Origin of the sequence: Halomonas sp. OfavH-34-E (assembly GCF_024124525.1) — a bacterium.
In the GTDB taxonomy this organism is placed as follows: Bacteria; Pseudomonadota; Gammaproteobacteria; order Pseudomonadales; family Halomonadaceae; genus Halomonas; species Halomonas litopenaei.
Genome location: NZ_JAMXRY010000022.1, coordinates 1 through 25,095, shown reverse-complemented (window position 1 = coordinate 25,095; position 25,095 = coordinate 1). Strand labels below are relative to the sequence as shown.

Annotated in this window: 27 protein-coding genes; 21 read left to right on the top strand and 6 right to left on the bottom strand. The window is 65.1% G+C overall.

Features of this window, described 5'->3' with window-relative positions:
• The first annotated feature begins 46 nt into the window (after positions 1–46).
• From NH448_RS11195 to lpxL, 17 genes are all read left to right on the top strand, one after another.
• Positions 47–559 carry a hypothetical protein gene (locus NH448_RS11195; RefSeq protein ID WP_045991027.1) on the top strand — a complete coding sequence of 171 codons (513 nt, stop codon included), beginning with the start codon at positions 47–49 and terminating at the stop codon, positions 557–559.
• 2 nt (positions 560–561) lie between these two features.
• Positions 562–1,203 carry a hypothetical protein gene (locus NH448_RS11190; protein ID WP_045991028.1) on the top strand — a complete coding sequence of 214 codons (642 nt, stop codon included), beginning with the start codon at positions 562–564 and terminating at the stop codon, positions 1,201–1,203.
• Positions 1,204–1,278: 75 nt separating this feature from the next.
• A complete protein-coding gene (locus NH448_RS11185; RefSeq protein WP_052704198.1) occupies positions 1,279–2,430 on the top strand; it encodes a hypothetical protein in 1,152 nt (383 codons plus the stop codon).
• A 129-nt stretch (positions 2,431–2,559) separates the two neighbouring features.
• Positions 2,560–3,264 (top strand): C39 family peptidase, encoded by a 705-nt coding sequence (locus tag NH448_RS11180; protein ID WP_045991029.1) that lies wholly within the window; start codon positions 2,560–2,562, stop codon positions 3,262–3,264.
• A 69-nt stretch (positions 3,265–3,333) separates the two neighbouring features.
• Entirely contained in the window at positions 3,334–4,122 is a 789-nt protein-coding gene (locus tag NH448_RS11175) for a hypothetical protein (protein WP_124802684.1), read from the top strand.
• Between the two features lie 150 nt (positions 4,123–4,272).
• Positions 4,273–5,349, top strand: a complete 1,077-nt coding sequence (locus NH448_RS11170; protein ID WP_231498461.1) for a transporter — start codon at positions 4,273–4,275, stop codon at positions 5,347–5,349.
• A gap of 192 nt (positions 5,350–5,541) precedes the next feature.
• The gene (gene ftsB, locus NH448_RS11165) at positions 5,542–5,877 is read left to right on the top strand and encodes a cell division protein FtsB (protein ID WP_045991030.1); all 336 of its coding nucleotides are present in this window, start codon (positions 5,542–5,544) and stop codon (positions 5,875–5,877) included.
• Positions 5,874–6,602, top strand: a complete 729-nt coding sequence (gene ispD, locus NH448_RS11160; RefSeq protein ID WP_045991031.1) for a 2-C-methyl-D-erythritol 4-phosphate cytidylyltransferase — start codon at positions 5,874–5,876, stop codon at positions 6,600–6,602. Before ftsB ends, ispD begins: the two co-directional genes overlap by 4 nt.
• 14 nt (positions 6,603–6,616) lie before the next feature.
• Entirely contained in the window at positions 6,617–7,153 is a 537-nt protein-coding gene (ispF, locus tag NH448_RS11155) for a 2-C-methyl-D-erythritol 2,4-cyclodiphosphate synthase (RefSeq protein ID WP_045991067.1), read from the top strand.
• Positions 7,150–8,325, top strand: coding sequence for a tRNA pseudouridine(13) synthase TruD (locus NH448_RS11150; RefSeq protein ID WP_071211075.1), 1,176 nt, complete (start codon positions 7,150–7,152; stop codon positions 8,323–8,325). Before ispF ends, NH448_RS11150 begins: the two co-directional genes overlap by 4 nt.
• Entirely contained in the window at positions 8,322–9,068 is a 747-nt protein-coding gene (surE, locus tag NH448_RS11145) for a 5'/3'-nucleotidase SurE (protein WP_045991032.1), read from the top strand. The genes NH448_RS11150 and surE overlap by 4 nt, the downstream gene beginning before the upstream one ends.
• Complete coding sequence (locus NH448_RS11140; protein ID WP_045991033.1) at positions 9,055–9,720, top strand: protein-L-isoaspartate(D-aspartate) O-methyltransferase; 666 nt, start codon at positions 9,055–9,057, stop codon at positions 9,718–9,720. Before surE ends, NH448_RS11140 begins: the two co-directional genes overlap by 14 nt.
• A gap of 35 nt (positions 9,721–9,755) precedes the next feature.
• Entirely contained in the window at positions 9,756–10,709 is a 954-nt protein-coding gene (locus tag NH448_RS11135; protein ID WP_045991034.1) for a DUF368 domain-containing protein, read from the top strand.
• The gene (locus NH448_RS11130; protein ID WP_253028787.1) at positions 10,702–11,862 is read left to right on the top strand and encodes a peptidoglycan DD-metalloendopeptidase family protein; all 1,161 of its coding nucleotides are present in this window, start codon (positions 10,702–10,704) and stop codon (positions 11,860–11,862) included. Before NH448_RS11135 ends, NH448_RS11130 begins: the two co-directional genes overlap by 8 nt.
• 110 nt (positions 11,863–11,972) lie before the next feature.
• Positions 11,973–12,968: an RNA polymerase sigma factor RpoS gene (rpoS, locus tag NH448_RS11125; protein ID WP_045991069.1), complete on the top strand. Its 996-nt coding sequence runs from the start codon at positions 11,973–11,975 to the stop codon at positions 12,966–12,968.
• Between the two features lie 308 nt (positions 12,969–13,276).
• Positions 13,277–14,386 (top strand): alanine racemase, encoded by a 1,110-nt coding sequence (gene alr / locus NH448_RS11120; protein WP_045991036.1) that lies wholly within the window; start codon positions 13,277–13,279, stop codon positions 14,384–14,386.
• 44 nt (positions 14,387–14,430) lie between these two features.
• Entirely contained in the window at positions 14,431–15,351 is a 921-nt protein-coding gene (lpxL, locus tag NH448_RS11115) for an LpxL/LpxP family Kdo(2)-lipid IV(A) lauroyl/palmitoleoyl acyltransferase (protein ID WP_045991037.1), read from the top strand.
• A gap of 57 nt (positions 15,352–15,408) precedes the next feature.
• Here lpxL and NH448_RS11110 read toward each other — a convergent pair whose 3' ends face one another.
• The 5 genes from NH448_RS11110 to NH448_RS11090 all read right to left on the bottom strand — a co-directional run bounded on the left by NH448_RS11110 (position 15,409) and on the right by NH448_RS11090 (position 21,223).
• Positions 15,409–16,761, bottom strand: coding sequence for a DUF2254 domain-containing protein (locus NH448_RS11110; RefSeq protein ID WP_045991038.1), 1,353 nt, complete (start codon positions 16,759–16,761; stop codon positions 15,409–15,411).
• A 205-nt stretch (positions 16,762–16,966) separates the two neighbouring features.
• Positions 16,967–18,628: an energy-dependent translational throttle protein EttA gene (gene ettA / locus NH448_RS11105; RefSeq protein WP_045991039.1), complete on the bottom strand. Its 1,662-nt coding sequence runs from the start codon at positions 18,626–18,628 to the stop codon at positions 16,967–16,969.
• 271 nt (positions 18,629–18,899) lie between these two features.
• Entirely contained in the window at positions 18,900–19,112 is a 213-nt protein-coding gene (locus NH448_RS11100) for a PA3496 family putative envelope integrity protein (protein WP_045991040.1), read from the bottom strand.
• A 143-nt stretch (positions 19,113–19,255) separates the two neighbouring features.
• The gene (locus NH448_RS11095) at positions 19,256–19,690 is read right to left on the bottom strand and encodes a PAS sensor domain-containing protein (RefSeq protein WP_045991041.1); all 435 of its coding nucleotides are present in this window, start codon (positions 19,688–19,690) and stop codon (positions 19,256–19,258) included.
• 222 nt (positions 19,691–19,912) lie between these two features.
• Positions 19,913–21,223, bottom strand: a complete 1,311-nt coding sequence (locus NH448_RS11090; RefSeq protein ID WP_045991042.1) for an MFS transporter — start codon at positions 21,221–21,223, stop codon at positions 19,913–19,915.
• A gap of 110 nt (positions 21,224–21,333) precedes the next feature.
• Between NH448_RS11090 and NH448_RS11085 the strand changes: the two genes are divergently transcribed.
• Entirely contained in the window at positions 21,334–21,603 is a 270-nt protein-coding gene (locus tag NH448_RS11085) for a SelT/SelW/SelH family protein (protein ID WP_045991043.1), read from the top strand.
• 144 nt (positions 21,604–21,747) lie between these two features.
• Positions 21,748–22,644, top strand: a complete 897-nt coding sequence (locus tag NH448_RS11080; protein WP_045991044.1) for a DMT family transporter — start codon at positions 21,748–21,750, stop codon at positions 22,642–22,644.
• Positions 22,645–22,660: 16 nt separating this feature from the next.
• Here NH448_RS11080 and NH448_RS11075 read toward each other — a convergent pair whose 3' ends face one another.
• Positions 22,661–23,368, bottom strand: coding sequence for an arylesterase (locus NH448_RS11075; protein WP_083970178.1), 708 nt, complete (start codon positions 23,366–23,368; stop codon positions 22,661–22,663).
• A gap of 136 nt (positions 23,369–23,504) precedes the next feature.
• Here NH448_RS11075 and NH448_RS11070 point away from each other — a divergent pair, with 136 nt between their 5' ends.
• Both NH448_RS11070 and NH448_RS11065 read left to right on the top strand, forming a co-directional pair.
• The gene (locus NH448_RS11070; RefSeq protein WP_108448147.1) at positions 23,505–24,257 is read left to right on the top strand and encodes an ABC transporter ATP-binding protein; all 753 of its coding nucleotides are present in this window, start codon (positions 23,505–23,507) and stop codon (positions 24,255–24,257) included.
• On the top strand, positions 24,254–25,095 hold an 842-nt coding region (locus NH448_RS11065), incomplete at its 3' end, for an ABC transporter permease (protein WP_253028786.1). The genes NH448_RS11070 and NH448_RS11065, both read left to right, overlap by 4 nt.

Below are 25,095 nucleotides of genomic sequence, written 5' to 3'. Positions count from 1 at the left end.
GGGACACCTGAAGCACAAAGAAGGGCAAGGGGGAAGCGGGAACGCCGTGACGTGCCAGTGGCGTCTGGCCCTGGCCGCAGCGGTAGTAGCGGTGGGCCTGGTCGGTGTGGGGACCGACCAGAGCCTCGGCGCCGATCTTCGCCCCGGCGTCCAGCCCGGCGAGATCATCATGCTGCGAGAGGTCGAGACTGCGCCATTCGGCTACGTCAATCGCGAAAGCGGGCCGATTCGTGGCCGTGCCGACCTGATGCACAGCAGCAACATGGCGCGCAGCGCCACCGGCAGCGTTCACACCCGCATGGGTGGGGTCTCCGCGATCATGCTCGATGACACCCGGGCGGCCAGTATCTCCGCCGGCGTAGGCCGCGGCATGAGTCAGATGCACCGCGCCCTGGGTACCGGCGCCAATCTCGGCACCGGCCCCCTGGGCAGCAGCAATCGGGTAGCGACCTCGGTCGGTGGCGGATCGGCAGCCGGTGGCAGCGTGATCGGGGCGACCTCGGGTATCGCCAATACCGTGACTGGCGCGCTGGCGCCCCTGACCGGCGGGAGGCGCTGATCATGCGGATCTTCAAGCCTTCATTCGTGCCGGTACGGCTGACTCGCAGCCTGGTGCTTACCGCCGCCTTCGGGCTGGTGATGGTGAGCCCGGACCCGGCCCAGGGCCAGGACCTGAGCGGCCTGCGCAGCAGCAGCGTGATCAGCGGACAGGCGCTCAGCGGTGTCAGTGGTGTCGCGGCGGCCAACCAGGCCGCGGGCAACCAGAATCTGCAGTCCAACAGCGGCGCCCTGGCCATCGGTGATGGCGCCACCATCAACAATCGTCTGGTGCAGCAGGTGCGCATCGACGAACGACTCGCCGGCATGGAGGTGGGCACCGCCATCAGGGAGGGCGCCTTTAGTGGAGCCTCCGGGTGGATGTCCGTCAACCAGGCGGCGGGGATAGGCAACCTTCAGAGCAACAGCTTCGGCATGGCTCTGGGGAGCACGGTCAGCGGCCTGAGCGACGACAGTCTGCAACAGGTGCTGGCACCAAGGCAGGGGCTGAATGGGTCGAGCAGCAATGGCTCCGACAGCGCCATCCGGAATCTCGAGATCGATGAGAGTACCTTCGGGGGCGCCAGAGGAGTGATTCAGGTCAACCAGTCAGCCGGCACGGGGAACGCCACTCGCAACAGCTTCAGCTATCGCTTCAACCAATAGAGCAAGCGTGGAAGACAACGAGTGACGTCAATAAAAGCAGTGAAAAGACAGTACGGTTCATTCAGGAGAACGATCATGAAAACTTTCGAAAAAGCACCGCTCGCTCTGGCCATCTCTGCACTTCTGGTCGCACCGGCGGCACTGGCGGACAACAGCTTTGACACCGATTCCTACATGGATTCCGACGTCAACAACCGCTACGACGTTCATATCAAGAACGATTCCCACACCTACAAGCGGCTGGGTGCGCTCGGTGGAGCCCTGGTTACAGATGACAACTACTCCGGCGCCACCGTGGACAGCAAGCAGTTCAGCGACAACAACTATGCCACGCAAGACCTGACCACCAATGACGCGACCCTGGGCGGCAATGCCCTGCAGGGTGCTGCCGGTAATATCGGTGCCAACGTGGCCGCCGGTGACAACAACCAGCAGGCCAACGACGCCGCGCTGTCATCTTCCGACGCGGCCACCGTGTTCGGCCAGGCGGCCTCCTTCTCCTTCCAGTCCACCTCCAACAACATGACTGGCATCACCGGCAGCCCGAACACTGCCCTGATGGGTGGCAACGCCCTGCGTAACGCCAGCGGCAACATCGGCGTCAACGTCGCGGCCGGTATCGGCAACGCCCAGCACAACAGCCTGGCGGCAGCCGTCAACACCGCCAGCGGCAGCGCCGACGCCACCACCGGCGGCGTCCAGGCCAGCTACAACAACAGCACCACCACCGCAGGACAGGTCGTGACCCTGGAAAGCGGCTCCGAGTTCAGCGCCGGCGTGGTACTGGGCGGTGGCTACATCGGTGGCGGTGTCGGTAGCTACGAGGGCAACTGGGAGCAGACCAACGACGTCTATCCGGAAATCTGGCAGGGCGGCGACAGCCACCCCGGCGGCGAGTCCCTGTGGGGCCATGCTGACTTCGACGACCAGGGCCCGGATGGCAACGACGGTCGTTTCGAGGGTGAAGAAGGCGGTTCTCTCGGCTTCGTCGAGGCTGGTCTGATTGGCCTGGCCGGCACCGCTTCCGGTTCCAGCAGCTCCTTCAATGAAGTGCTGGTCTACCAGGAAAATACTGCCACTCTGAGCGGCAATGCCCTGCGCGGCGCCACCGGCAACATCGGCGTCAACATCGCCTCCGGCACCGGCAACATGCAGCGCAACTCGCTGTCGATTGCTTCCAGCATGGCGAACTCAAGCAACACCGGTGGCGTGGGCGGCGAGAACTGATACCAGTCTCCGCTGCGCGAATTCCCCGGCCCATCTGGGCCGGGGATCTTTCCAACAAGACACCAGCGCCAAAGCTCACCAAGAAGCTGGCCAATACGACACTCACCATCTGGATACGGGGGACAGGTCATGACACTGCCACGCTGGCCGCTGGCCGCGGCACTGGCCATCGGCCTCGCACTACCACTCGGCAACACCCAGGCTGCCACCATTCGCCTGGGAGGGATCGTGCCGGGGACGGTGATCAACAAGGACGTGCAGTCCATCCGTGAGCGTCGCTACGAGAATCTGGTCGAGCAGCGCACCGACTTTTCCTGTGGTGCCGCTTCGCTGGCCACCCTGCTCAAGTACGCCTACCAACGTCCCGACACCACCGAGCACGACGTGCTGGCGGGGATGCTGGAGGTAGCCGACCTGGAGCTGGTACAGCAGCAGGGCTTCTCCCTGCTGGATCTGAAGAACTATGTCGAGACCCTGGGCCTACGCGGGCGCGGCTATGAAGTCGACGCCGAGACCCTGGATGACGTCTCGATTCCGGTGATCGTCCTACTGGACCTCAACGGCTACAAACACTTCGTGGTCATGAAGAAGGCCAGCGCAGATCGCGTCTATGTCGGTGATCCGGCGTTGGGCAACCGGGTGATGTCCCGGGACGAATTCATGGCCGCCTGGAACAATATCATCTTCGCGGTGGTGGGCGACGGCTTCGATCGCTATACCGCCTTGCTCGATCCGCGCCAGCCTTTGACGGCGCATCGAATGAAGGACGTGTTTTCGCCCGTCTCACGCGAGCAGATGATCGACTTCGGTTTCCGTCACGCTGAACTGTTCTGATAACGATAACGCTCTTTCGGCAAGGCTCAGCGGCGAGCAGGAAGGCGCCGTCGATCAGGGGGCAACACCATGATGGGACATGACAGGGGACCAGGGCTGAAATACTGGGCAATGCTGTTGGCATTGTCGTTGGCTCTGGGCGCACCGGCAGCGTTGGCTGCCACCACCGACTTTGACCGCTTCGAGGGTTTCAGCGAGGCGCGTCAGCTATCCGACAGTGAACTGGGACAACAGCGCGGGCGCTTCGCCGATAAGGGGCGCCTGATGTTTTTCGGGGTGCAGATGGTCAGCGAATGGCGCACCGCGGCGGGGGATCATCTATCTGCCGGGGCGCAGATGCTGGGTGATCTGAGTCGAGGCCAACCCACGGTGAGCTTCCAGCCCACCATTACCGTGGTGGAGAGCGCCGCGGGTCTGGCAAGTCTTGGCAACGGTGCAACGATAGTCGATCGGGGCACCGCCAACGCCTCCGGCGTGGTGCAGTCGATCCAGGCGGGGGGGGACTTCAACGTCGCCGCCAATGACCTGGTCATCGATGTCATGGACGCCTCGAGCTTCGGTGGAGTGAGCCCGGACACCAGCGGCAATCTGACCCGCTCCATCGCCGGCAGTACCATCGCGGTATCCGCCGTCGGCAACAACATGAGCGTATCCGTGGACATTCCGGGTATGGGCAGCATCAGTCAGGCCATTGTACCCGGCGGCGGGCTGAATCAGGCGATCCAGCTCTCCAGCAACATGCAGCAGGTGCGCAACCTGACCCGGCTGCAGCTGTATATGGGTAACCAGGCCGGGGTGGGAGACAGGGCGGTACCCGGCATGCTCAGCGGCATCAAGTCCGCGGCGGCACTGCGTTGACAGCTATGAAGGATTTGGCCGTCGTAAACGCACAATTTGACTACACTTTACCAGGAGTGTCGGGGGACCCTGCTGGAAGGGGAGCAGAAGGGCGCAGTAGACGCTCGACAAGAAGTACAAACGATTTCATTCGGGGACAAGGAGATCGACGTGAATATCGTCATCAACAGGACGCTCTGCCCGCCGTTGGCGGGCCTTTTACTGGCCGGTGCTGCGGCGCCTGCTCTTGCACAACAGACCGTCGGAGCCGAACAGCAAGAAGCGCTGGAATCCCAGGAGGCCTCGCGCAGCGTGCAGGATATTTTCCGCGAGGAGCACGCGCTGTTTTCCGATCGCCTGACCATCGAACCCGGGATCACCTACACCTACTCGGATCGGGATAGCCTGGCACTACGCGGCTTTCTGGCACTGGACGCCATCTTTCTCGGCGAGCTGAATCTCGACAATGTCGAGACCCACATTACCACCCTGGATATCAATACCCGTTATGGCCTGACCGATCGGCTGGAAGCCAGCATCAATGTGCCCTTCGTCTATCGCACCACCACCATCCAGTCCATCGGTGGTGAGTTCTCCACAGAACGCAATGTGGAGGATGACGTCGATGAAGCCGGGCTAGGTGATATCTCGGCGAGCCTGTCCTACCGGCTGCTGCCGGAGACCGTGGAGAGGCCCGACGTGGTGGTCAGTCTGGGGGTGCGTGCGCCCACCGGCAAGGACCCCTACGGCATCGAAATCGAGCAATCCGATACCGCCGGTAACCTGTCGGTTCCCAAGGAATTGCCTACCGGCAACGGCGTCTGGGGCGTGACTGCCGGGGTGTCGGTACTCAAGACTCTGGACCCGGCCATCGTCTTCGCCAACCTGGGCTACACCTACAATATCGAGGAAGATTTCGACGATATTTCGGCGGGTGAGGGTGATCAGCGCGCCGATGTGGATCTGGGTGACAGCATCAGCGCAGGCTTCGGTACCGCCTTTGCCTTGAATGAGCGGCTGAGTCTGGCGTTGTCCTACTCCCACGAATATATCCGCAAGACCGAGATTACTCCGGAAGGTGGCAATGAGACCGAGGTTATCGGCAGTGACGCCACTATCGGGGTGTTCAATATCGGTGGCACCTACGCCATGACCGATTCCACCTCGGTGGTCACCAACCTGGGCATCGGCATGACCGATGACGCCTCGGATATCAGCCTGACCTTCCGTATGCCGTTCCAGCTATAGAGCGGTTGGCATTTAACCAGCGCAAGAACGCTCGCCAGTGAGTCGGCCGACCCTCGGGGTCGGCCGATTGCGTTGGTGCCTCTGGTCTTGATGCGCTCTCCTGGCCATCGTGACATGGGCCGACCCGCGACTCGCCCCCGACCGGGCGGCGATGGCATACTAGGCGCCGAATCGAATGTCGACGGTACCTGCATGCTCAAGACCTTGGCGATAGTGCTGCTGGCACTGCTCGCCCTGCTTCAGTATCGACTGTGGCTGGGCCAGGGCGGTGTCATGGAAATGAATGAAGTCAGCGGGCGGGTGGCGGCGCTGGAGGCGGAAAACCAGCCCCTGCGCGATCGCAATGCTCGCCTTAGCGCCGAGGTGGTGGACCTCAAGACCGGTCTCGATGCCATCGAGGAACGCGCTCGCAGCGATGTGGGCATGGTGCGCACCGACGAGCAGTTCTTCTGGGTGCCCGGGGTCGAGACCGACGTCGCCCCGGTGGCCCAACCGACACCGGGATCTGCCCAGGGGGCCAGTGAATGAGCCGACTGTGGCTGATCGTGCCGGCGGCGGGCGTCGGCAAGCGGGTCGGCGGGACCTGCCCCAAGCAGTATCTCGAAGTGGCGGGGCGACCGGTGCTGGCGCATACCCTGGCGCGGCTGCATCAGAGCTTTCCCGAGGCGCGGCTGTGCCTGTGCCTGGCGCCCGATGACGACTGGTTCGACCCGGCGCTGGTCCCCTTTACCGACTGGCAGCGGGTGGCCGGCGGCGCCGAGCGCGTGCACAGCGTGGTCAATGCCCTGGCGGCGGTCGCCGCCCAAGGCGCCCCCGATGACCTGGTGCTGGTGCACGACGTGGCGCGCCCCTGTGTCAGCGCCGATGACCTGTCACGGCTCTACAACGCTGCCCTAGCGAGCCCTGACGGGGCGCTGCTGGCCTCGCCGGTGGCGGATACCATCAAGCGTGACGATGGCCAGGGGGCGGTGGCGAACACCGAGGACCGACGGGGTCTGTGGCAGGCCCAGACGCCCCAGGCATTTCGCTTTGCTCTGCTTCAGGAAGCTCTGGCGCGGGCGCTGGCGCCGGACGGCATCGGTGTCGGCCGGATCACCGACGAGGCGTCGGCGGTTGAGGCCCTGGGCCGCGCGCCCCGACTGGTCGCCGGTCGCCGCGACAATATCAAGATCACCCACCCCGAGGACCTGCGCCTGGCCGAGTTGATCCTGGCCGGCGACGCGGTGCTCCGGGATCTGCACGAGAGTTCATGAACATGCTGCTGCCCCTGCGCATAGGCCACGGCTTCGACGTCCATCGCTTCGGCGAGGGTGACCACCTGATGATCGGGGGCGTGCGACTGCCCTTCGATCGGGGGTTCGTGGCGCACTCCGATGGCGACGTTCTGTTGCATGCCATCAGTGATGCGCTGCTGGGCGCCTGCGCCCTCGGTGATATCGGTCACCTGTTTCCGGATACCGACCCTGAGTGGAAGGGCGCCGACAGTCGCGACCTGCTGCGGCGGGTGGTGGCACGGGTGGCGCAGGCCGGCTACCGGGTGGCCAACCTGGACGCCACCCTGATGGCCCAGGCGCCGAAGATGGCACCGCATCTCGGTGCCATGCGCGACGCCCTGGCCGAGGACCTGGGCATCGACAGGGGCGCCATCAACGTCAAGGCCACCACGACAGAGCGTCTCGGCTTCACCGGGCGTGGCGAGGGCATCGCCGCCGAGGCGGTGGTGCTGATGGCGGCCATTGACAATGATGCCACCAGCGCCGCCGGGGACCCTGGCGCCAGTGTCACGAGGGCCGAATCGACATGAGCGATGCCATCGTCTGGCCCCCGGACTGGCCGCGCTATCTGGACGAGCGTTTCGGCGCCCCGATGGCTGGGCGTTACCGGGAAACCCCCGAGGATTTCCAGGTCGAGGAGGACCTTGGGTTCGCTCCTGAGGGCCAGGGCGAGCACCTGTGGCTGTGGATCGCCAAGCGTGACACCACCACCGCCAGGGTCGCCTCGACCCTGGCCCACCAGTGTCAGGTGAGTCGCCGCGACGTCGGTTATGCCGGCATGAAGGACCGCACGGCGGTAACGCGTCAGTGGTTCTCGGTGCATCTTGCGGGGCGTGAGGCGCCGAAAGATCTCGACGCACGACTGGCGGCGGAGGGCTATGTGGTCGAGGCCGCCAGCCGTCATCCGCGCAAGCTCAAGCGTGGGGTCCATCGCGGCAACCGCTTTCGTCTGAAGCTGACCGGCGAGGTGGCTCGGGACCCTGGGCTCGAACAGCGCTTCGAGGCCTTGGTGAGCGACGGGGTGCCCAACTATTTCGGGCCCCAGCGGTTCGGTCACGAGGGGCGCAACCTGAGCAAGGCCTGTGCGGTGCTCGAGCGCGGCTGGCGCAAGCGTGATGACCGCGAGGGCATGCTGTTGTCCGCCGCTCGCAGCTACCTGTTCAACGCCCAGTTGGCCGAGCGTCTGCGCAGGGGCTGCTGGCGAGAGGTGCTGGCCGGCGATGTGATGATGCTGGAAGGTACCCACAGCCTGTTCGACGTGGAAAGCCCCGATGACGCCTTGAAGGCGCGCCTCGAGCAAGGCGACATCCATCCCGCCGGGGTACTCTGGGGGACCGGTGGCAGTCGCGCCCGGGAGCGAGCCGAGGCGCTGGAGCAAGACGTCCTGGCCGAGGCGCCGGCGCTTTGCGCCGGACTCGAGAAGGCCAGGGTCAAGGCGTCCCGACGGGCGTTGAGAGTCATGCCCACCGAGGCCCGTCTATGGCGTCAGGGCGACGCGGTGTGGCTCGAGTTCCGCTTGCCCGCCGGGGCCTTTGCCACCGCCGTGCTGCGTGAGCTGATGGATCACCCCACCTTGAGCTTTCGCAACGCGCCGTCCGTCGACGAGCCTTTAGTGAAGGAGCCTGTGGCCAGGCAGCCTGGGGAAGAGCTGACCGGGGACGCGCAACCAGTGGCCGAGCAACACCAGGGAGATACACCATGAGGAGACTGCTGCTATCCAACGACGACGGCGTCAACGCGCCTGGCTTGAAGGCCTTGCATGACGCCCTCAGCCCCTATGCCAAGCTCAGGGTGGTCGCCCCCGATCGTGATCGCAGCGGCGCCAGCAACTCCCTTACCCTGTCGCGTCCGCTGTCGCTCAGCCCCATGGACAGCGGCTTCTACAGCGTCGACGGTACCCCCGCCGACTGTGTCTATCTTGGCGTCAACGGCGTCTGGGACGAGACGCCGGATCTGGTGATCTCGGGTATCAACCATGGCGGCAACCTGGGCGACGACGTGCTCTACTCGGGCACCGTGGCGGCGGCCATGGAAGGGCGCAATCTGGGCATGACGGCCATCGCCGTGTCACTGGTCGGGCACCGCTACTTCGAGACCGCTGGCCGGGTGGCGGCGAGCCTGGTAGGGGCACTGGAGCAGCTTTCGCTGCCGCCGCGCAGCCTGCTCAATGTCAATGTGCCGGATGTGCCGTGGGAGGAGCTGCGCGGCTTTCGCGTCACTCGCATGGGCTATCGTGGCCCCGCCGAACGCCCCATCGAGACGCGCGATCCCCGTGGACGGTTGCGCTACTGGATCGCCCCGGTGGGGGAAAATGCCGACGATGCGCCGGACACGGACTTCGCCGCGGTGGCGGAGGGTTACGTCTCCATCACCCCGCTGCAGACCGATCTGACCCGACACGCCGCACGCGATGATGTGCAGGACTGGCTTGATGCGCTCACCTGATCTCAGAGGCGTCGGCATGACGTCCCAGCGAACCCGGGACCGCATGGTCAGCCGCATGCGCGAGCAGGGCATTCGCTCGTCTCGCGTGCTCGAGGTGATGGCGCGGGAACCTCGCCATCTGTTCCTTGACGAGGCCCTGGCGCATCGTGCCTACGAAGATACCGCGCTGCCGATCGGCCATGGCCAGACCCTGTCGCAGCCCTGGATCGTCGGACGCATGAGCGAGCTGATCCTCGAGCAGGCGCCCGAGCGAGTGCTGGAGGTGGGCACCGGGTCAGGCTACCAGACGCTGATCCTGGCACGTCTGGTGACGGAACTCTGGTCGGTGGAGAGGATCAATGCTCTGCATCGTATCGCCGCCTCGCGCCTGCGCCTGTTGAAGACCTACAACGCGCGCTTGAGGCTGGCCGACGGCGGGCACGGGTGGCCCGAGGCCGCCCCCTTCGACGCCATCCTGCTGACCGCCTGTGCCAGCGAACTGCCCGAACCTCTGCTGTCCCAGCTGGTGGACGGCGGCGTGCTGATCGCGCCGCTGGAAGGCCACGATGGACGCCAGTGGCTGACCCGTGTACGGCGCGAGGGAGAGCGCTTTGAATTCGAACGGCTGGAGCCGGTACGCTTCGTGCCGTTACTTGAAGGAGTAATTCGTTGAAACATTCGCTAGGCCTCTACCTCCGGGGTGCGGGCATGGGGGCGGCGGATGCCGTCCCGGGAGTCTCCGGGGGCACCATTGCCTTCGTCACCGGCATCTACGAGGAGCTGATCCACACCATCAAGCGCTTCGGTCCCAGTGCCTTCGGGGCGCTGAAACAGGGCGGCGTCAGGGGGCTCGTCGCTCACCTGAACCTGCGCTTCCTGCTTCCGCTGATGGCCGGCATCCTGACCAGCCTGATCACCGTGGCTCACCTGGTGGTGTGGCTGCTGGATAGCCATCCGCTGCTGCTCAACGGCTTCTTCTTTGGCCTGGTGGCGGCGTCGGCGCTGGTGGTCGGCAAGCACCCGGCCGACTGGCGCTGGTGGCACATGCTGCCGCTGGCGCTGGGACTGATGCTGGCCCAGGCGCTGCCGTCGCTGATGCCGCTGGTCAACGCCCTCGGCAGCCCCTCGCTGGTACTGGTCGTCGGTGGCGCCATCGCCATCAGCGCGATGCTGTTGCCCGGCGTCTCGGGTAGCTTTCTTTTGTTGAGCATGGGCCTCTACGACGTGGTAATGCAGGGGATCCGCGGTTTTGATGTACCGCTGCTGGGGCTGTTTGCCCTGGGGTGCCTGGTTGGCCTTTTCACCTTTTCGCGTCTGCTGTCGTGGCTGCTGCGGCGTCATCACACCGCCACCCTGCAGCTGCTGGTCGGCTTCATCGTGGGCTCGCTGCCGATCCTCTGGCCCTGGCGGGAGCTGACGCGCTATCAGCTAGGCAGTGACAATCAAGTCATCCCGCTGGACTATCGTTATCTGGCCCCCTGGGATTATTCTGCGGTGACCGGAGAGGCCGCGCAGCTGGTGGGGGTGACGCTGCTCGCCATCCTCGGCATGCTGGTGGTCCTCATCGTTGCCAGGGTTGGCGCTTCGTCCGCCGCCCGCGAAGACGCCAACGCTAGCCGCTCGACGCGGTCAGCCGACAAGGAGACACCACACGATGCATAAGACTCTCGTCATCTCCAGCCTGGCGCTGGTCCTGGCCGGCTGTGTCAATCAGCAGGGCCCGAGCCAGCCGGTCCAGGTTCAGGACCTGTCGTCGGCCCGTGCCGCCCAGGTGCCTGCGCAGTACACCGTCGAGTCCGGCGATACGCTGTACGGCATCGCCTGGCGCCACGATATGGACTTCCGCGAACTGGCCCGGATCAACAATATCCAGCCTCCCTACCGCATCGACGTCGGCCAGACGCTGAGCCTGTCGGCCAACGGTCAAGCCCCGTCGTCGGGCGCCGGTAGCCAGCAGGTAGCGGGCGCGCAGGCAGGCCCGGGCGGGGCGGTGGCAACGCCCCTCGGCCAGGAAAGTCAGAACGCTCAGCCCTCCTCCGAGGATCTCGAGTGGCTGTTGCCGGACGGCAGCACCGAGACCGTGAGCGCGAGTACCGAGCAGATCAGCGGTACCGCGGCCCAGGGCGCGGCCGCCGTGGCCGGTGTCAGCGCGACCGCTCCGGGACCGGTGTACGACTACGACACCCCCGGCGCCGATGGCAGCCTGAGCAGTCAGGATAAGGCCGAGCGCGCCCAGCGCGAAGCCGAGGAATCGGTGGTGGCGGCCGCCGAGGAAGAGGCCAGGGCACAGCAACAGCAGCAGGCCGAGGCTAGCGATTCTGCACAGTCAGAAACCGTGGCCGCCAACGCTTCACAGGACAGCGGCAGCAGCAGCCAGGCCACGTCTTCCAGTGGCGGCGAAAGCGCTTCAAGCGGCGGGTCCCGGACCTATACGCCGGTCGATGAGGTCCCCTGGCAGTGGCCGGCCGACGGCCAGATTGTCAGCCAGTTCGGCGAGAGTTCGAGCATCACCGCCGGCATTGATATCGGCGGTCAAAAGGGGCAACCTGTCAGAGCGGCGGGGCCGGGCAAGGTGGTCTACGCGGGCAGCGGTGTGAGGGGCTACGGCAAGCTCATCCTGCTCAAGCATAACGATGAATACCTGAGTGCCTACGCCCACAACGACAGTCTCAAGGTCAGCGAGAACGATGTCGTCGAGGCAGGCCAGGTCATCGCCACCATGGGGGATTCCGACGCCGAGGACGTACGCCTGCATTTCGAGGTGCGCAAGGACGGCCAGCCGCAGGATCCGACGAAATATCTTCCTTCCCGTTGAGAAACGGCAGTTTCTCCAGGATGAGCGTCACACAATAATAATCTTTGGCGTTGATCGTAGTGGGTGACGACAACGCCGGGTCGCAACCACGGGGTAGCTATACGATGAGCATGCTTGAACGGGATCTTCAGGATGTGAATCTCGAAACGGTAGACGAGGCTGACGAGGACGCCGTCGAGGACGTGACGGACGAGGTCGAAGAGGTCGAGGAAGCCGAGGACGAGACTCAGGCGTTCGAGAAGGCGCTGGGTCGCGAGGATCGCTATGCGCGCCAGAGCCTCGACGCCACCCAGATCTACTTGAACGAGATCGGCTTCTCGCCATTGCTGACGCCGGAGGAAGAGGTCTATTTCGGCCGTCTGGCGCGCAAGGGCGACCCCCAGGGGCGGGCTCGGATGATCGAGTCCAATTTGCGCCTGGTGGTGAAGATCGCGCGCCGCTACCTCAATCGTGGCCTGACCCTGCTGGACCTGATCGAAGAGGGCAACCTCGGCCTGATTCGTGCGGTGGAGAAGTTCGATCCGGAGCGCGGCTTTCGCTTCTCGACCTACGCCACCTGGTGGATTCGCCAGACCATCGAGCGGGCGCTGATGAATCAGACCCGCACGATTCGCCTGCCGATCCACGTGGTCAAGGAACTCAACATCTACCTGCGCGCCGCCCGCGAGCTGACCCAGAAGCTCGATCACGAGGCCACCGCCGAAGAGATCGCCGAACATCTGGACAAGCCCGTCGAGACCGTCAAGAAGATGATGGGGCTCAACGAGCGGGTGTCCTCGGTCGACTACCCCATGGGCGGCGAGAGCGACAAGCCGTTGATCGAGACCCTCACCGACGACAACGAGCAGGGGCCCGAGTCGACGTTGGTCGACGGTGACGTCAAGGCCCACGTCAATCACTGGCTGGCCGAGCTTACCGAGAAACAGTGCGAGGTGGTGGTGCGACGCTTTGGCCTTCGTGGCCACGAGGCCGCCACCCTGGAGCAGGTCGGCGAGGAGATCGGCCTGACCCGCGAGCGGGTGCGCCAGATCCAGGTCGAGGCGCTCAAGAAGCTGCGCCGGATGCTCGACAAGCAGGGCCTGTCGCTGGACGCGATCTTCGAGTAGCCCCGTCAGCCTGGCGTGACCAGAGCGCTGTCGGTGGCGGTGCCCGCAAGTAGATGATATCAGCGCATGCTGGGGCGCTTGGACAGAGGCATGTGCCCGGCCTTCAAGACTGACCCCGTGAGACGTATCCCTAAGCGCCAGGCCAAGCCTGGCGCTTTTTTAGTGGTTATGTCTGTGGGTCATCATGGTTATGGGGTAACCGACTATGTTGCAAGGAATTTATGGTTCTATATGCCATGAAATGACCATTTCTATCGAGCATAATATTGCGATATCGCTAGCCCGTTACCCCTGACCTCGGAGTCCCCATGTCTCGCCCCCTGATCGCCGATATCGACCTGGATGCCCTGCGCCACAACTACCGGCTTGCCGCGGGCCTGGCCCCTGGCAGCCTCAGCGTCGCGGTGCTCAAGGCGGACGCCTACGGCCATGGCGCCGTCGCCTGCGCCAGGGCCTTGTCCGGCGAGGCGCCGATGTTTGCGGTGGCAGCGATCGAGGAGGCGGTCGCCCTGCGCGAGGCCGGCATCGAGGAGCCCATCGTGCTGCTCGAGGGGATCTTCAGCGCCGATGAGCTGGCCCAGGTGGAGGCGCTTGGCCTGGGCATGGCGATTCACAGCGAATGGCAGCTCGAGGCCGCCCTGGCACGGTGTCCGGCCCGGCCCATCCCGGTGTGGCTGAAGGTGGACTCCGGCATGCATCGGCTGGGATTCCCGCCCGAGCGGGCCGAAGCGGCCTGGCGGGCACTCGAGGCGGCCCCCGAGTGTGTCTGTGATCTTCACCTGATGAGTCACTTCGCCACCGCCGACAGTACCGATGCTGGCTACTTTCAACGTCAGCGCGAGTGCATTGTGGCGCTGGCCGAGCGCCTCGACGCGCCCACCTGCCTGGCCAACTCGCCAAGTATTCTTGCCCAGCCATCGGCCCACGGTGCCATCAACCGCCCAGGAGTGATGCTCTACGGGTCCGACCCTCTGGAGGTCGCCAACAGCGCAAGCCAAGAGCTTGCACCGGTGATGAGCCTGCGCAGCGAGATCATCGCCGTGCGCGAGCTTCCCGCGGGGGAGCCGGTGGGCTACGGGGGGCGCTTCGTCACCTCTCGGCCCTCGCGTATCGGGGTGGTGGCCTGTGGCTACGGCGACGGCTATGACCGCCACGCCGTGGACGGCACCCCGGTGCTGGTCGATGGCAAGCGCACCCATGTGGCCGGCAAGGTGTCGATGGACATGATGACGGTGGACCTGAGCGAACTGCCCGAGGCAGGCATCGGCAGCGAGGTGGTGCTGTGGGGCCGCAGCCGTCACGGTGGCGTACTGTCGGTGGATGAAGTGGCCCGATTCTGCGACACCATCAGCTATACCCTGTTGACCGGGGTGCTGCCACGGGTGCCCAGGCGGTACAATGGCGCCGTTAGCGACTGACGGCCTGGCTCGTCGGTCGTCCTGATCGACCGACGAGGGATCGCATGTCCAAGGACACAACGACCGCGCCACGTTACTGGACCCAGCCACGCTACTGGCCGACCTACCTTGCCATCACCGCCATGCGCGCCAGCGCCTGGTTGCCTTGGCGCTGCAAGCTGGCGTTGGGCCGATTGATCGGACTGGCCGCCTGGCGTTTCGCCGGGCGTCGCCGTCATATCACCGAGACCAATATTCGCCTTTGCTTTCCCGAACTCGACCCGGCGGCCCAGGCCCGCCTGGTCAAGCAGAGCTTTCTGGCCAACGGCATCGGCATCTTCGAGACCGCCACCGGCTGGTGCCGGGATCCCGAACATCTGCGCCACCGGGTCACCTTCAAGGGCCAGGTGCATATGGCGAGGGTCCAGGCAGAAGGCAAGGGCGCGCTGATCATCGGCATCCACTTCTCCACCCTGGATCTCGGTGGCGCCCTGCACTCGCTGTTCTTTCCCGCCGACGTGGTCTATCGCCCCCACGACAATCCGGTGTTCGAGCGTTTCATGACCCGTGCCCGCAACGGCATCTTCGGTACCGCCATCGATCGTCATGACCTGCGTGGTGTGGTGCGACGGATCAAGGCCGGTCACCACGTCTGGTACAGTCCGGACCAGGACTTCGGTCGTGACGCCAGCGTGTTTGCGCCCTTCTTCGGAGTCGAGGCGGCGTCGATCAAGCTGACGGCCAAGATCGCCAAGATGACCGGCGCGCCGGTGATGCCGCTGATCTTTCATCGCAATCCCGACAATCGCACCTACAGCCTCGAATACCTGCCCGCCCTGGACAACTTCCCCAGCGGTGACGAGGTCGCCGACGCTGCCCGTATCAACGCGGTGATCGAGGCCGCGATTCGCCGCCATCCCGAGCAGTATCTGTGGATGCACCGGCGCTTCAAGACCCGCCCCAGGGGCGAGGCCAAGATCTACTGATGGACTGGCCTGGCGGGGCTTGCCGGCTTGGCCGTGGGCGCCTCGTCGGTCCAGGCGTCAACCGATCTGCTCGAGGCGCGCCGCCAGGCGTTCTCGCATGGGGGTCAGGTCGAGGCGGTGCGCGCCTCTTTCCAGTCGTTCCACGATAAAGGCCTGATCCATCGGGTCGCTGGCGCCGTCCGCCAGCGCCTGGCCGACCCGCTGAGCCATCCGCTGAATGCTGGGGAGCTGGTGTTCCCCGGCGAACAGTGACTGGGTCTTGAGCGACTTGAGCAAACCCAGCAGGGTGCTCTGGTCCTCGGCGCCGTAGGACAGGATCGGCACGAACAGGCGGTGCAGCAGGCTGTCGTAGCGTTCCACCGGCCAGGTCACACGGCGCTTGCCGTCACCGTCGACCATGGTGTTGGCCGGCTGCCACTTGAGGTAGCGGCACAGCAGATCGGTCATCCGGTGCAGGCACAGCCTGGCGGTGCCGGGGTCGTTGATCCCCGGCGACAGCGCCTTGATCGCCACTTCCATCATCTGGGTCAGTCCGTGGACGAAGTGCTCGTCGATGGATTCACCGTCGAGATAGGTGAGGGTGGAGAGCACCTCGTCGCACCACTCCTCGTTGGGCGTGTCCTCGCATTCCAGGATAGCGATGGGCAGCCCCTCCACCACGTAGTCGCCGAAGCGAAACTGCAGATGCAGCACGCCACCGATGCGCTCGGCAAGCTCCGCCAGTCGCTCGAGGTTGGCGTTCTGCACATAGCCCGCCATGCGCGCATGGATCTCGTGACACTGGGCGCTCGGCGGTGCAGCCGAGGGCAGGTAGCGCCAATGGTCATCGGTTTCCTTGTCGTGCAGACGCTGCATGCTGGCCAGGGTGGTGTCATGGAGCCCGGAGATCACGGCGTCGATCTGGATCGACTGGGAGGCGTTGTGGATGAAATAGACGAACAGCGCCAGGCAGTGCAGCACCATGGCACAGGCCAGATAGATGGCGAGCGAACGCCAGGCGGCTTCGCCGTCGTCGACCTCCGGCACGATCAATAGAATCAGGATGAACAGGATGGTGCCCAGGTAGTGGCCGAGCACCCACTGATTGGCGCGCTCCGATACCAGCCCGAATACCAGCTTGTGGGAAAAGTTGCCGCCGGCCTGGGACAGCACCGACATCACCATGGAAAAGCTGAACACCATCAGCGAGATCATGCCGCCGAGCATCGCCGCCAGCAGTGACTGGGCGCTGCCCGGGGCGGTGAGACTGAGCTTCTGGATCACCTCCGGCAGCGAGGTGTCGCTGATCGGTGGGGCCAGCGCCAGCAGGCCGAGCAGACCGTAGACCAGGGCTGCCAGGGTCGGCAGGTAGGCGATGCTGGTATAAAAGGCGCGAATCAACCGCACCGGATGGAAGGTCAGCGATGACATGGCAGGGACCCTGTCAGGTAGCGGTGGATGGGATAGGTCGATGTCGACGACAAGATGCGTCGCATCTGGCTCTTATCGCTTCAAGCGTGCTGTCATGCAAGTACGCCGGTAAACGCTGGCGGCAGCGGAAAGACTGGAACTGCACAAACGACGACGCCACCGGCGTGGGCCGGTGGCGTCGTTGCAGTGCGCAGTGCTTGTCGTATCAGGCGTCGATACGCTTGTACTTCATCCGATGCGGCGTGTCGTCACCGACGCGCTTCTTGTGGTCGGCTTCGTACTCGGTGTAGTTGCCGGCGAAGAACTCGACGTGGGACTCGCCCTCGAAGGCCAGGATATGGGTCGCGATGCGGTCCAGGAACCAGCGATCGTGGGAGATCACCATGGCGCAGCCGGGGAAGGCCAGCAGAGCCTCTTCCAGCGCACGCAGGGTCTCGATATCCAGGTCGTTGGACGGTTCGTCGAGCAGCAGCACGTTGGCGCCCTGCTTCAGGGTCTGGGCCAGCTGCAGGCGGCCGCGCTCACCACCGGAGAGGTCCCTGAGGAACTTCTGCTGGTCATTGCCCTTGAAGTTGAAACGCCCGACGTAGGCCCGTGAGGAGACCTCGTAGCCGTTGATGTTGAGGATATCCTGTCCATCGGACACCGCTTCCCACACCGTCTGCTTGTCGTCGAGGGCGTCGCGCATCTGCTCGACGTAGGCGATGTCCACCGTCTCGCCGAGCACCACTTCGCCGGCGTCCGGCTTCTCGCTGCCCTGGATCAGCTTGAACAGGGTGGACTTGCCGGCACCGTTGCCGCCGACGATACCGACGATGGCACCCTGGGGGATGGTGAAGCTCAGGTCCTCGTAGAGCAGCTTGTCGTCGAAGCGCTTGGACACCCCGTGGAATTCGATGACCTTGTCGCCCAGACGCGGACCCGGCGGAATGTAGATCTCGTTGGTCTCGTTGCGCTTCTGGAAGTCGCCGGACTGCATCTCCTCGAAGCGGTTGAGGCGTGCCTTGCTCTTGGCCTGACGGCCCTTGGCGTTGGAGCGAACCCACTCGAGCTCGTGCTTGATCGCCTTCTGACGCGAGGCCTCGGCCTTGGCTTCCTGCTCCAGGCGCTTCTCCTTGGCTTCCAGCCACTGGGAGTAGTTGCCTTCGAAGGGGATGCCCTGGCCGCGGTCGAGCTCGAGGATCCAGCCGGCCACGTTGTCGAGGAAGTAGCGGTCGTGGGTGATGGCCACCACGGTACCGGAATAGTCGTGGAGGAAGCGCTCGAGCCAGGCCACGGACTCGGCGTCCAGGTGGTTGGTCGGCTCGTCCAGCAGCAGCATGTCCGGGTTGGACAGCAGCAGGCGGCACAGCGCCACGCGGCGACGTTCGCCACCGGACAGGTGGCCGACATTGGCCTCCCAGGGCGGCAGCCGCAGTGCCTCGGCGGCGACTTCCAGCTTGCGCTCCAGGTTGTGGGCGTCGGCGGCCTCGATCAGGTTCTCGAGCTTGGCCTGTTCGGCGGCCAGCGCGTCGAAGTCGGCGTCCGGTTCGGCGTAGGCCGCATAGACGGCGTCCAGCTTGGCCTGGGCTTCCTTGATCTCGCCCAGTGCCTCCTCGACGGTCTCGCGCACGTTCTTGGTGTCGTCGAGCTCGGGCTCCTGGGGCAGGTAGCCCACGTTGAGGCCCGGCATCGGCCGTGCCTCGCCTTCGATCTCGGTGTCCACGCCGGCCATGATCCGCAGAAGGGTGGACTTGCCGGCGCCGTTGAGACCGAGCACGCCGATCTTGGCCCCGGGGAAGAAGGACAGGGAGATGTCCTTGAGGATCTGCTTCTTGGGGGGCACGACCTTGCCCACCCGGTTCATGGTGTAGACGTATTGCGCCATGGGAACTCGCTAGTGTTGGGGAAACGATCACCACCGGCGCTGACGGACGCCCTGGGCGTCGACAGCATAGCCAGACGTGGACGATGCCGCGTTTCCACTGGGGTTCGCGGAAAAAAAGCTGGTCACAGATGATAGAGCCGGAGGCGCGCAAACGCCAGCCGTGTGGCGAGATCGAGGGTCGCCTCACACAAGGTGAGGGGATTCGCCAGGCGAGAGCGAAGGGCGGGGGCGATGCACCGACCGCCCCGGGAAAGACAGGTGGCGCTGGGTGCTATTCCTCTTCTTCCTCTTCCTCGTCATAGCCCCAGTCGTCATCGATGGCCTGGCGCAGGCGACGTTCCTCGAGCAGGGCTTCCACTCGTCGGCGGGCGCGCAGGGTGTCAGCACGGTTGGAAGGACGACTGCGGGAATAGTCCTCGTCGTTGACCGCCTCCTGATCAGAGAGGTCGAGGTAGGCATCATCGAGAAGGGAATCACGGCTCATGTGAAATCTCCCATGGCCAGAGCGCCGAAGCGCGTCTTGTCACACCATGCTTCCGACGGCGGGAAGCGCCAACAGAATCCGAGGACTCTGTTGGCTATATAAGCGGGAATCGAGAAAAGTGCAAGAGGGAGGCGTGGACTGGCTCAGGCGCTGTCGGCGCCGTCACGCAGGCGATCGATCTCGGCCAGGTTGGCCACACGTTCGCTGACGTCCTTCTGGACGCCGATGAAGTAGACCAGCTCGTCACTTTCGTCCAACACCGGGGTCAGTGACAGCTCGTTGTAGAACAGGGTGCCGTCCTTCCTGTAGTTGCGCAGAACTTCGCGGCAGGGGCGCAACTCCTTCAAGGCCTTGCGCACGACGTCGAGGGCCGGCTGGTCGGTATCGTCGTTCTGCAGGAAGCGGCAGTCGCGGTAGAGGATCTCGTCCGCGCTGTAGCCGGTCAGGCGCTCGAAGCCCTGATTCACGTAGATCAGGATATGCTCGTCGCCTTCCTTCTCGGCCACCACGATCCCGTCTTCCGAGGCGTTGACGATGCGTTCGAGCAGTTCCGGGGCGATCATGTTCGGTCGTGTCATGGGACGTCCTGTTGCGGGCTTGGCGTTACACCCTTGTTGCCTGGTAATCAGGGGCCGGGGATTCAGGGGCCAGGATGTGCACCAAACCGGTAGTCTCTCGTAGACGGTTTGTGCGCAACCTCGGGATGTAATGATGGCTCTAATCGGCAAAATTTGATGCTAAGCATGGCCAGGCGGCGAGATTAAATCAATGGTCCGCTAACCTCTTTTGCTGCCCTTGCGTCACTCTACCTCCGGCAGGCGCAATGCGCTGAGGGCGGCCAGGGCGGCGGTGGCGGCCAGCACCAGCAACAGCGGGCCGGCGCCGAGCCATTGCGCCAGAGCACCGATCACGGCGCCGACGATCAGCATCAGCACGCCAGTGATGGTGTTGGACAGGGCCACATAGAGGGCACGATTGTCGGCGCCGGCCATGTCGACGATGTAGGTCTTGCGACCGAGGCGAATGCCCGAGTGGACGATGACCAGCAGCGCGTAGACCAGGGCGTAGGGCCAGACACTTGCGCTCATCGACTCGGGCAACCAGGCCAGCGATGCCCCCAGCAGGCAGCACAGGGTGGTACCGATGGCACCGTCGCGCATCACCGTTTTGCTGGAGGCATCCGAACGCTTGCCCCAGATGGGGCTGGCGACCATGCCGGCGACCCCGGATACCACGATCAGAAGTCCCAGTCCGCCAAGTTCAGTACCGCCGTTGTCCTGGGCCATCAGCGCGACATAGGGCAACGCCAGGGCGCTGGACAGCAACAGAGCGCGGGTCAGGTTGAAGTTACGAAAGGCGGCGTCGTCGCGCATCAGGGCGAGGCCGGTCTTGACCGAATCCCAGGCGTTGGCGCCGCCGTCGGTGGCGCCTTCCGCTTCTTCGATGGCGGCGGCGCAAAGCGCATTGAGGGTCCATCCCAGCGCCGCCACGCCAAGCAGCACCGCCAGGGCGAGCTCACCGGGGCGGTCGTCGAACAGCACCAGCACCGCACCGGCGGCCAGGGTCACGGCGCCCGCCACGCTGCCGCTCCAGCCCATCAGGGTCCCGCGACGTTGCTTGGAGATGGTCTTGCCGAGCACGTCCTTGGTGGCGATGGACGACAGCCCCCGGGCCAGCGACAGGGCGACCAGGGCCAGCAGTACCAGGCCGCCGCCAACACCGCCGGAACCGATCAGGGCAAGAACCGACAGCGCCGCGGCGGCCAGCGCCTGGAGCAATCCACCGACCATCCAGACGCCCTTGCGCCGGGGTTTCAGGCGGATAAAACCGGCCACGAACAGTTGGGGCAGCAGGGCGCCGGCCTCGCGAATCGGCACCAGCAGGCCGACCATCCAGGTCGGCGCGCCGATGGCACCCAGTAGCCAGGGCAGGACCAGACGAGCGCTGGAGAGCTCGTCGGCGAGCTTGTTGCCGAGCGACGCCAGCAGATGCAGGAAGAAGTTGCGCGGCTGCTCATCGCAGGCGCTGTCCGGGATGTCCTTGCACAGGCGACTGTCCTCGTCGCCGGTGAGCCACTCGTAAAGTCGCGTCTGGGTTTCGCCACTGGCCATGGAGGCTGTCCTGACTGTTATGATCGAGGTTTGAGGGAATACGGTGTACACGCTGCCTTGCAGCGCGTCGCCGGTGTTTCCACCTACGTGCTGGAACAGGGAGGCTGAACGTGGCACGCATTCGGATTATCTACTGTACGCAATGTCAGTGGCTCTTGCGTAGTGGCTGGTATGCCCAGGAGCTGCTCTCGACCTTCGGCGAGGATCTCGAGGAGGTGACGCTGGTGCCTTCCCACGGCGGACATTTCGAGATCCGGCTGGATGACGAGACGCTGTGGGAGCGCAAGCGAGATGGCGGCTTTCCCGACGTCAAGACGCTCAAGCAACGGGTCCGCGACGGCATCGCTCCCGAGCGCGATCTGGGCCATCTGGACCGTTGAATGTTGCCGATGGTCATCCTGTGTTGACGGTCTGAACGCGGGCTCGATGGCGTCATCCTGATTGACCGCGTCGCTGATTGGCGTGGCCATGGCCCGCTGCTCCTTGCCCTCATCCTTGTCCTCATCTTTACCCCAGGGAATGTCATGACAACTGATCGACAGGCCATGGCCTTCGGCCTTGGCGCCGTGGCGTTGTGGTCCACGGTGGCCACCGCCTTCAAGCTGGCGCTTGCCCATATGAGCCCGCTGGAGCTGATGTGGCTGGCGGCGCTGGTGTCCTGGGCGCTGATGAGCGTGCTGATGCTGCGGCGCGGACAGCTGCATCAGGCACTTCGTCGCGGCTGGCGCACCGCTGTGTGGGCCGGGCTGATGAACCCGGTGGCCTACTACCTTGTGCTGTTTGCGGCCTATGACCGGTTGCCCGGACAGGAGGCCATGGCGCTCAACTACACCTGGGCGCTGGCCATGGCGCTGCTGGCGGTGCCGATCCTCAAGCAGCGGTTGACGCCGATGGACGTGGTGGCCGGCCTGGTGGCCTACGCCGGGGTCTGGGTCATCGCCACCCGCGGCCAGGTTTTTGACGTGGCCTTCGCCGATCCTCTGGGCGTCGCACTGGCGCTGGTGTCGACGCTGATCTGGGCGTTGTACTGGCTGTTCAATGCCCGCGACCGGCGTCCTCCGCTGGTCGCCCAGTGGCAGAACTTCAGCGTCGGGGTGCCGGTGCTGACGCTGCTGATGGTGCTGGGGCCAGGCTTTCAGTGGCACGGCAGTGCCGCCCTGGGCGCGGGCATCTATGTCGGACTGTTCGAGATGGGTGTCGCTTTTGTGCTATGGCAGGCGGCGATGCAGCGGGTGTCGCGCACCGCCAAGGTCTCCAACCTGATCTTTCTGTCACCGCCGGTGTCGCTGATGCTGCTCTACCTGGTGGTGGGCGAGCCGATACTCCCCTCGACCCTGATCGGACTGGTGCTGATCCTGCTGGGGCTTGGGCTGCAGCAGTGGCAGAAGGCGCCGGCTCACGTCGAGCCATCCTCCTCTTAGGGGCCCGCGGAGCGCCTCAGGAGGCGCTCGCTTGCTCGCTGCGTTCTTTGCTGTCTTTCTGGCTGGAGGGTTGGGTCGACACCGCCTCGGTCCCCGGCGTCTCGGTCTCGTCCAGCAGGGGCGCAAGGCTCGGCCAGACGTTGTCGAGCAGCCTCGACTGGGCCTCGGCGGTGGGGTGGATGCCGTCGTCCTGCATCAGCTCCGGGTCCAGCGCCACGCCTTCGAGCAGGAAGGGTACCAGCGGCACCTCATGGGTGTCGGCCAGTTCACGAAAGACCCCGGTGAAGGCCTGACGGTAGGCGTCGCCGTAATTCGGGGGAATATCGATACCCAGCAGCAGCACCTGGGCGCCGGCGGCCTGGCTCTTTTCGATCATGCCTTCGAGGTTTGCCGACATCTGGCTCGGCGGAAGGCCCCTGAGTCCGTCATTGCCGCCCAGCTCCAGCAGAACGATGTCCGGGTCGTGCTGTCGGAGGAGTTCAGGGAGACGGGTGGCGCCCCCGCCGGTGGTTTCGCCGCTGATGCTGGCATTGACCACCTCGGCGCGGTGCGCCACTCGCTCGGCCAGCAACGCCACCCAGCCGGCGTCCCGTTCGATGCCGTAGGCGGCGCTCAAGCTGTCGCCCACCACCAGCAAGGTCGGCGGGGCTGTGTCAGACTGGGCCCAGACCGACCCCGGCACAAGGGCGGTCAAGACGCAGGCCATCATCAGCGTCTTCAGCATCCGCCTGGCGGGCGTTGCCCGGCGATCCTGCGCTCGTCTTCCTGACGTCGTGGCATCAGCAGCGCCGAAGCGCGAGGCTCCAGAAAAAAACCGCCGTGCCGCCCCAAACGTCCAAGTCCCAGGGAATGCCATCACCATGTCGCTGTCTCCTTCCGAGAATACCGTCCCGACCACCGTGCTGCGCGCGCGAGGCCTGTCCAAGCGGGTCGCCAGCGGAACGCGGGAACTGACCATCCTGCGCGAGCTTGAGCTCGACGTACAGTCCGGCGAGAGCGTCGCCATCCTCGGCCAGAGCGGTGCCGGCAAGTCGACCCTGCTGGCGCTGCTGGCCGGTCTCGATACGCCCAGTGCCGGCGAGCTTGCGATGTTCGGTACATCGCTTGCCGAGCTCGACGAGGACGGTCGCGCGGCGCTGAGAAACACCCGAGTGGGCTTCGTGTTTCAGAACTTCCAGTTGCTGCCGACCCTGACAGCGCTGGAAAACGTGCTGCTGCCGACCGAGCTGTCGACCCTTGCCAACCGTGAGGCCCGTGCCACCGACTGGCTCGGTCGAGTGGGGTTGGGCGAACGCCTGGATCACCTGCCCAAGCAGCTGTCCGGCGGCGAACAGCAACGGGTGGCGCTGGCGCGGGCCTTTGTCACCGGCCCCGAGCTGGTGTTTGCCGATGAACCGACCGGCAATCTCGACCCGGACACCGGGGAGCGCATCATTCAGACCCTGTTCGAGCTCAACCGTTCCGAGGGCACCACCCTGGTGCTGGTTACCCACGACCACGCTCTGGCGAGGCGCTGCGATCGGTGTCTGCGCCTGGCCGACGGCCAGCTCACCGAGGTGACATCCAAGCTTCCAGCCGAGGCGCCAGACGCCCAGCGGGAGGCCTCGGCATGAGTGAGCGAAGCGTCACGGCGAAGGGCCAATTGGGACGTCAGCTGGTGATGGCGGCGCGCTCTCTGCGGCGCGATCTTCGTGCGGGTGATGTACGCGCCTTGCTGGTGGCGCTGACCCTGGCGGTGGCCGCCTCGACCATGATGGGGTTCTTTCTCGACCGGCTGGAACGTGGTCTGACCCGTCAGGCCAGTCAGATGATGGGCGGCGATGTGGTGCTGGAGCAGTCCGATCCCTTCGCTCTGGAGATCCGGGAGCGTCTGGAAGGCGCCGGCATGCGCCTGAGCGACCAGGTCGACCTGGTCTCCATGGCCAGTCGCGATGGCGCCTTTCAGCCGGTCAGCATCAAGGCGGTGGACGAAGACTATCCACTCTACGGCGTGTCCCGGGTCGACCAGGGCGCCGGTGTCGAGGAGCTCGCCAGTGGCCCTGCGCCAGGCGAGGTGTGGCTGGCGCCGAGGCTCGAGACGCTGCTGGACATCGAACTCGGCGATAATCTGACGCTGGGCAGGGGCGAGTTCCAGGTGACCGGCTGGATCGAGCGGGAGGCCGACCAGTCTGCCGGCTTCGGCAGTTTCAACCCGCGGGTGATGATGCACGTCGACGACGTCGAGGCGACCGGGCTGATCCAGCCCGGTTCGCGCATCGAGTTCGAGATCCTTGCCGCCGGCTCGCCCCAGGCGGTGGAGACGCTGTCGCCCTGGCTCGCTCGCCTGCGCGCCGACGGCGTCGAGGTACGTGACGTGCGCGAGGACCGGCCGCGGCTGGGCTCGGCGCTGGAGCGAGCCGAGACCTACCTGAGCCTGGCCGGTCTAGCCGCCGTGCTGCTGGCCGGGGTGGC

Bases quoted from the DNA above. Each gene is read 5' to 3' on its own strand.
- NH448_RS11190 (WP_045991028.1), top strand. From the start codon at position 562: ATGCGGATCTTCAAGCCTTCATTCGTGCCGGTACGGCTGACTCGCAGC.
- NH448_RS11185 (WP_052704198.1), top strand. From the start codon at position 1,279: ATGAAAACTTTCGAAAAAGCACCGCTCGCTCTGGCCATCTCTGCACTT.
- NH448_RS11180 (WP_045991029.1), top strand. From the start codon at position 2,560: ATGACACTGCCACGCTGGCCGCTGGCCGCGGCACTGGCCATCGGCCTC.
- NH448_RS11175 (WP_124802684.1), top strand. From the start codon at position 3,334: ATGATGGGACATGACAGGGGACCAGGGCTGAAATACTGGGCAATGCTG.
- ftsB (WP_045991030.1), top strand. From the start codon at position 5,542: ATGCTCAAGACCTTGGCGATAGTGCTGCTGGCACTGCTCGCCCTGCTT.
- ispD (WP_045991031.1), top strand. From the start codon at position 5,874: ATGAGCCGACTGTGGCTGATCGTGCCGGCGGCGGGCGTCGGCAAGCGG.
- NH448_RS11150 (WP_071211075.1), top strand. From the start codon at position 7,150: ATGAGCGATGCCATCGTCTGGCCCCCGGACTGGCCGCGCTATCTGGAC.
- surE (WP_045991032.1), top strand. From the start codon at position 8,322: ATGAGGAGACTGCTGCTATCCAACGACGACGGCGTCAACGCGCCTGGC.
- NH448_RS11140 (WP_045991033.1), top strand. From the start codon at position 9,055: ATGCGCTCACCTGATCTCAGAGGCGTCGGCATGACGTCCCAGCGAACC.
- NH448_RS11135 (WP_045991034.1), top strand. From the start codon at position 9,756: ATGGGGGCGGCGGATGCCGTCCCGGGAGTCTCCGGGGGCACCATTGCC.
- NH448_RS11130 (WP_253028787.1), top strand. From the start codon at position 10,702: ATGCATAAGACTCTCGTCATCTCCAGCCTGGCGCTGGTCCTGGCCGGC.
- rpoS (WP_045991069.1), top strand. From the start codon at position 11,973: ATGCTTGAACGGGATCTTCAGGATGTGAATCTCGAAACGGTAGACGAG.
- alr (WP_045991036.1), top strand. From the start codon at position 13,277: ATGTCTCGCCCCCTGATCGCCGATATCGACCTGGATGCCCTGCGCCAC.
- lpxL (WP_045991037.1), top strand. From the start codon at position 14,431: ATGTCCAAGGACACAACGACCGCGCCACGTTACTGGACCCAGCCACGC.
- NH448_RS11110 (WP_045991038.1), bottom strand. From the start codon at position 16,761: ATGTCATCGCTGACCTTCCATCCGGTGCGGTTGATTCGCGCCTTTTAT.
- ettA (WP_045991039.1), bottom strand. From the start codon at position 18,628: ATGGCGCAATACGTCTACACCATGAACCGGGTGGGCAAGGTCGTGCCC.
- NH448_RS11100 (WP_045991040.1), bottom strand. From the start codon at position 19,112: ATGAGCCGTGATTCCCTTCTCGATGATGCCTACCTCGACCTCTCTGAT.
- NH448_RS11095 (WP_045991041.1), bottom strand. From the start codon at position 19,690: ATGACACGACCGAACATGATCGCCCCGGAACTGCTCGAACGCATCGTC.
- NH448_RS11090 (WP_045991042.1), bottom strand. From the start codon at position 21,223: ATGGCCAGTGGCGAAACCCAGACGCGACTTTACGAGTGGCTCACCGGC.
- NH448_RS11080 (WP_045991044.1), top strand. From the start codon at position 21,748: ATGACAACTGATCGACAGGCCATGGCCTTCGGCCTTGGCGCCGTGGCG.
- NH448_RS11075 (WP_083970178.1), bottom strand. From the start codon at position 23,368: ATGCTGAAGACGCTGATGATGGCCTGCGTCTTGACCGCCCTTGTGCCG.
- NH448_RS11070 (WP_108448147.1), top strand. From the start codon at position 23,505: ATGTCGCTGTCTCCTTCCGAGAATACCGTCCCGACCACCGTGCTGCGC.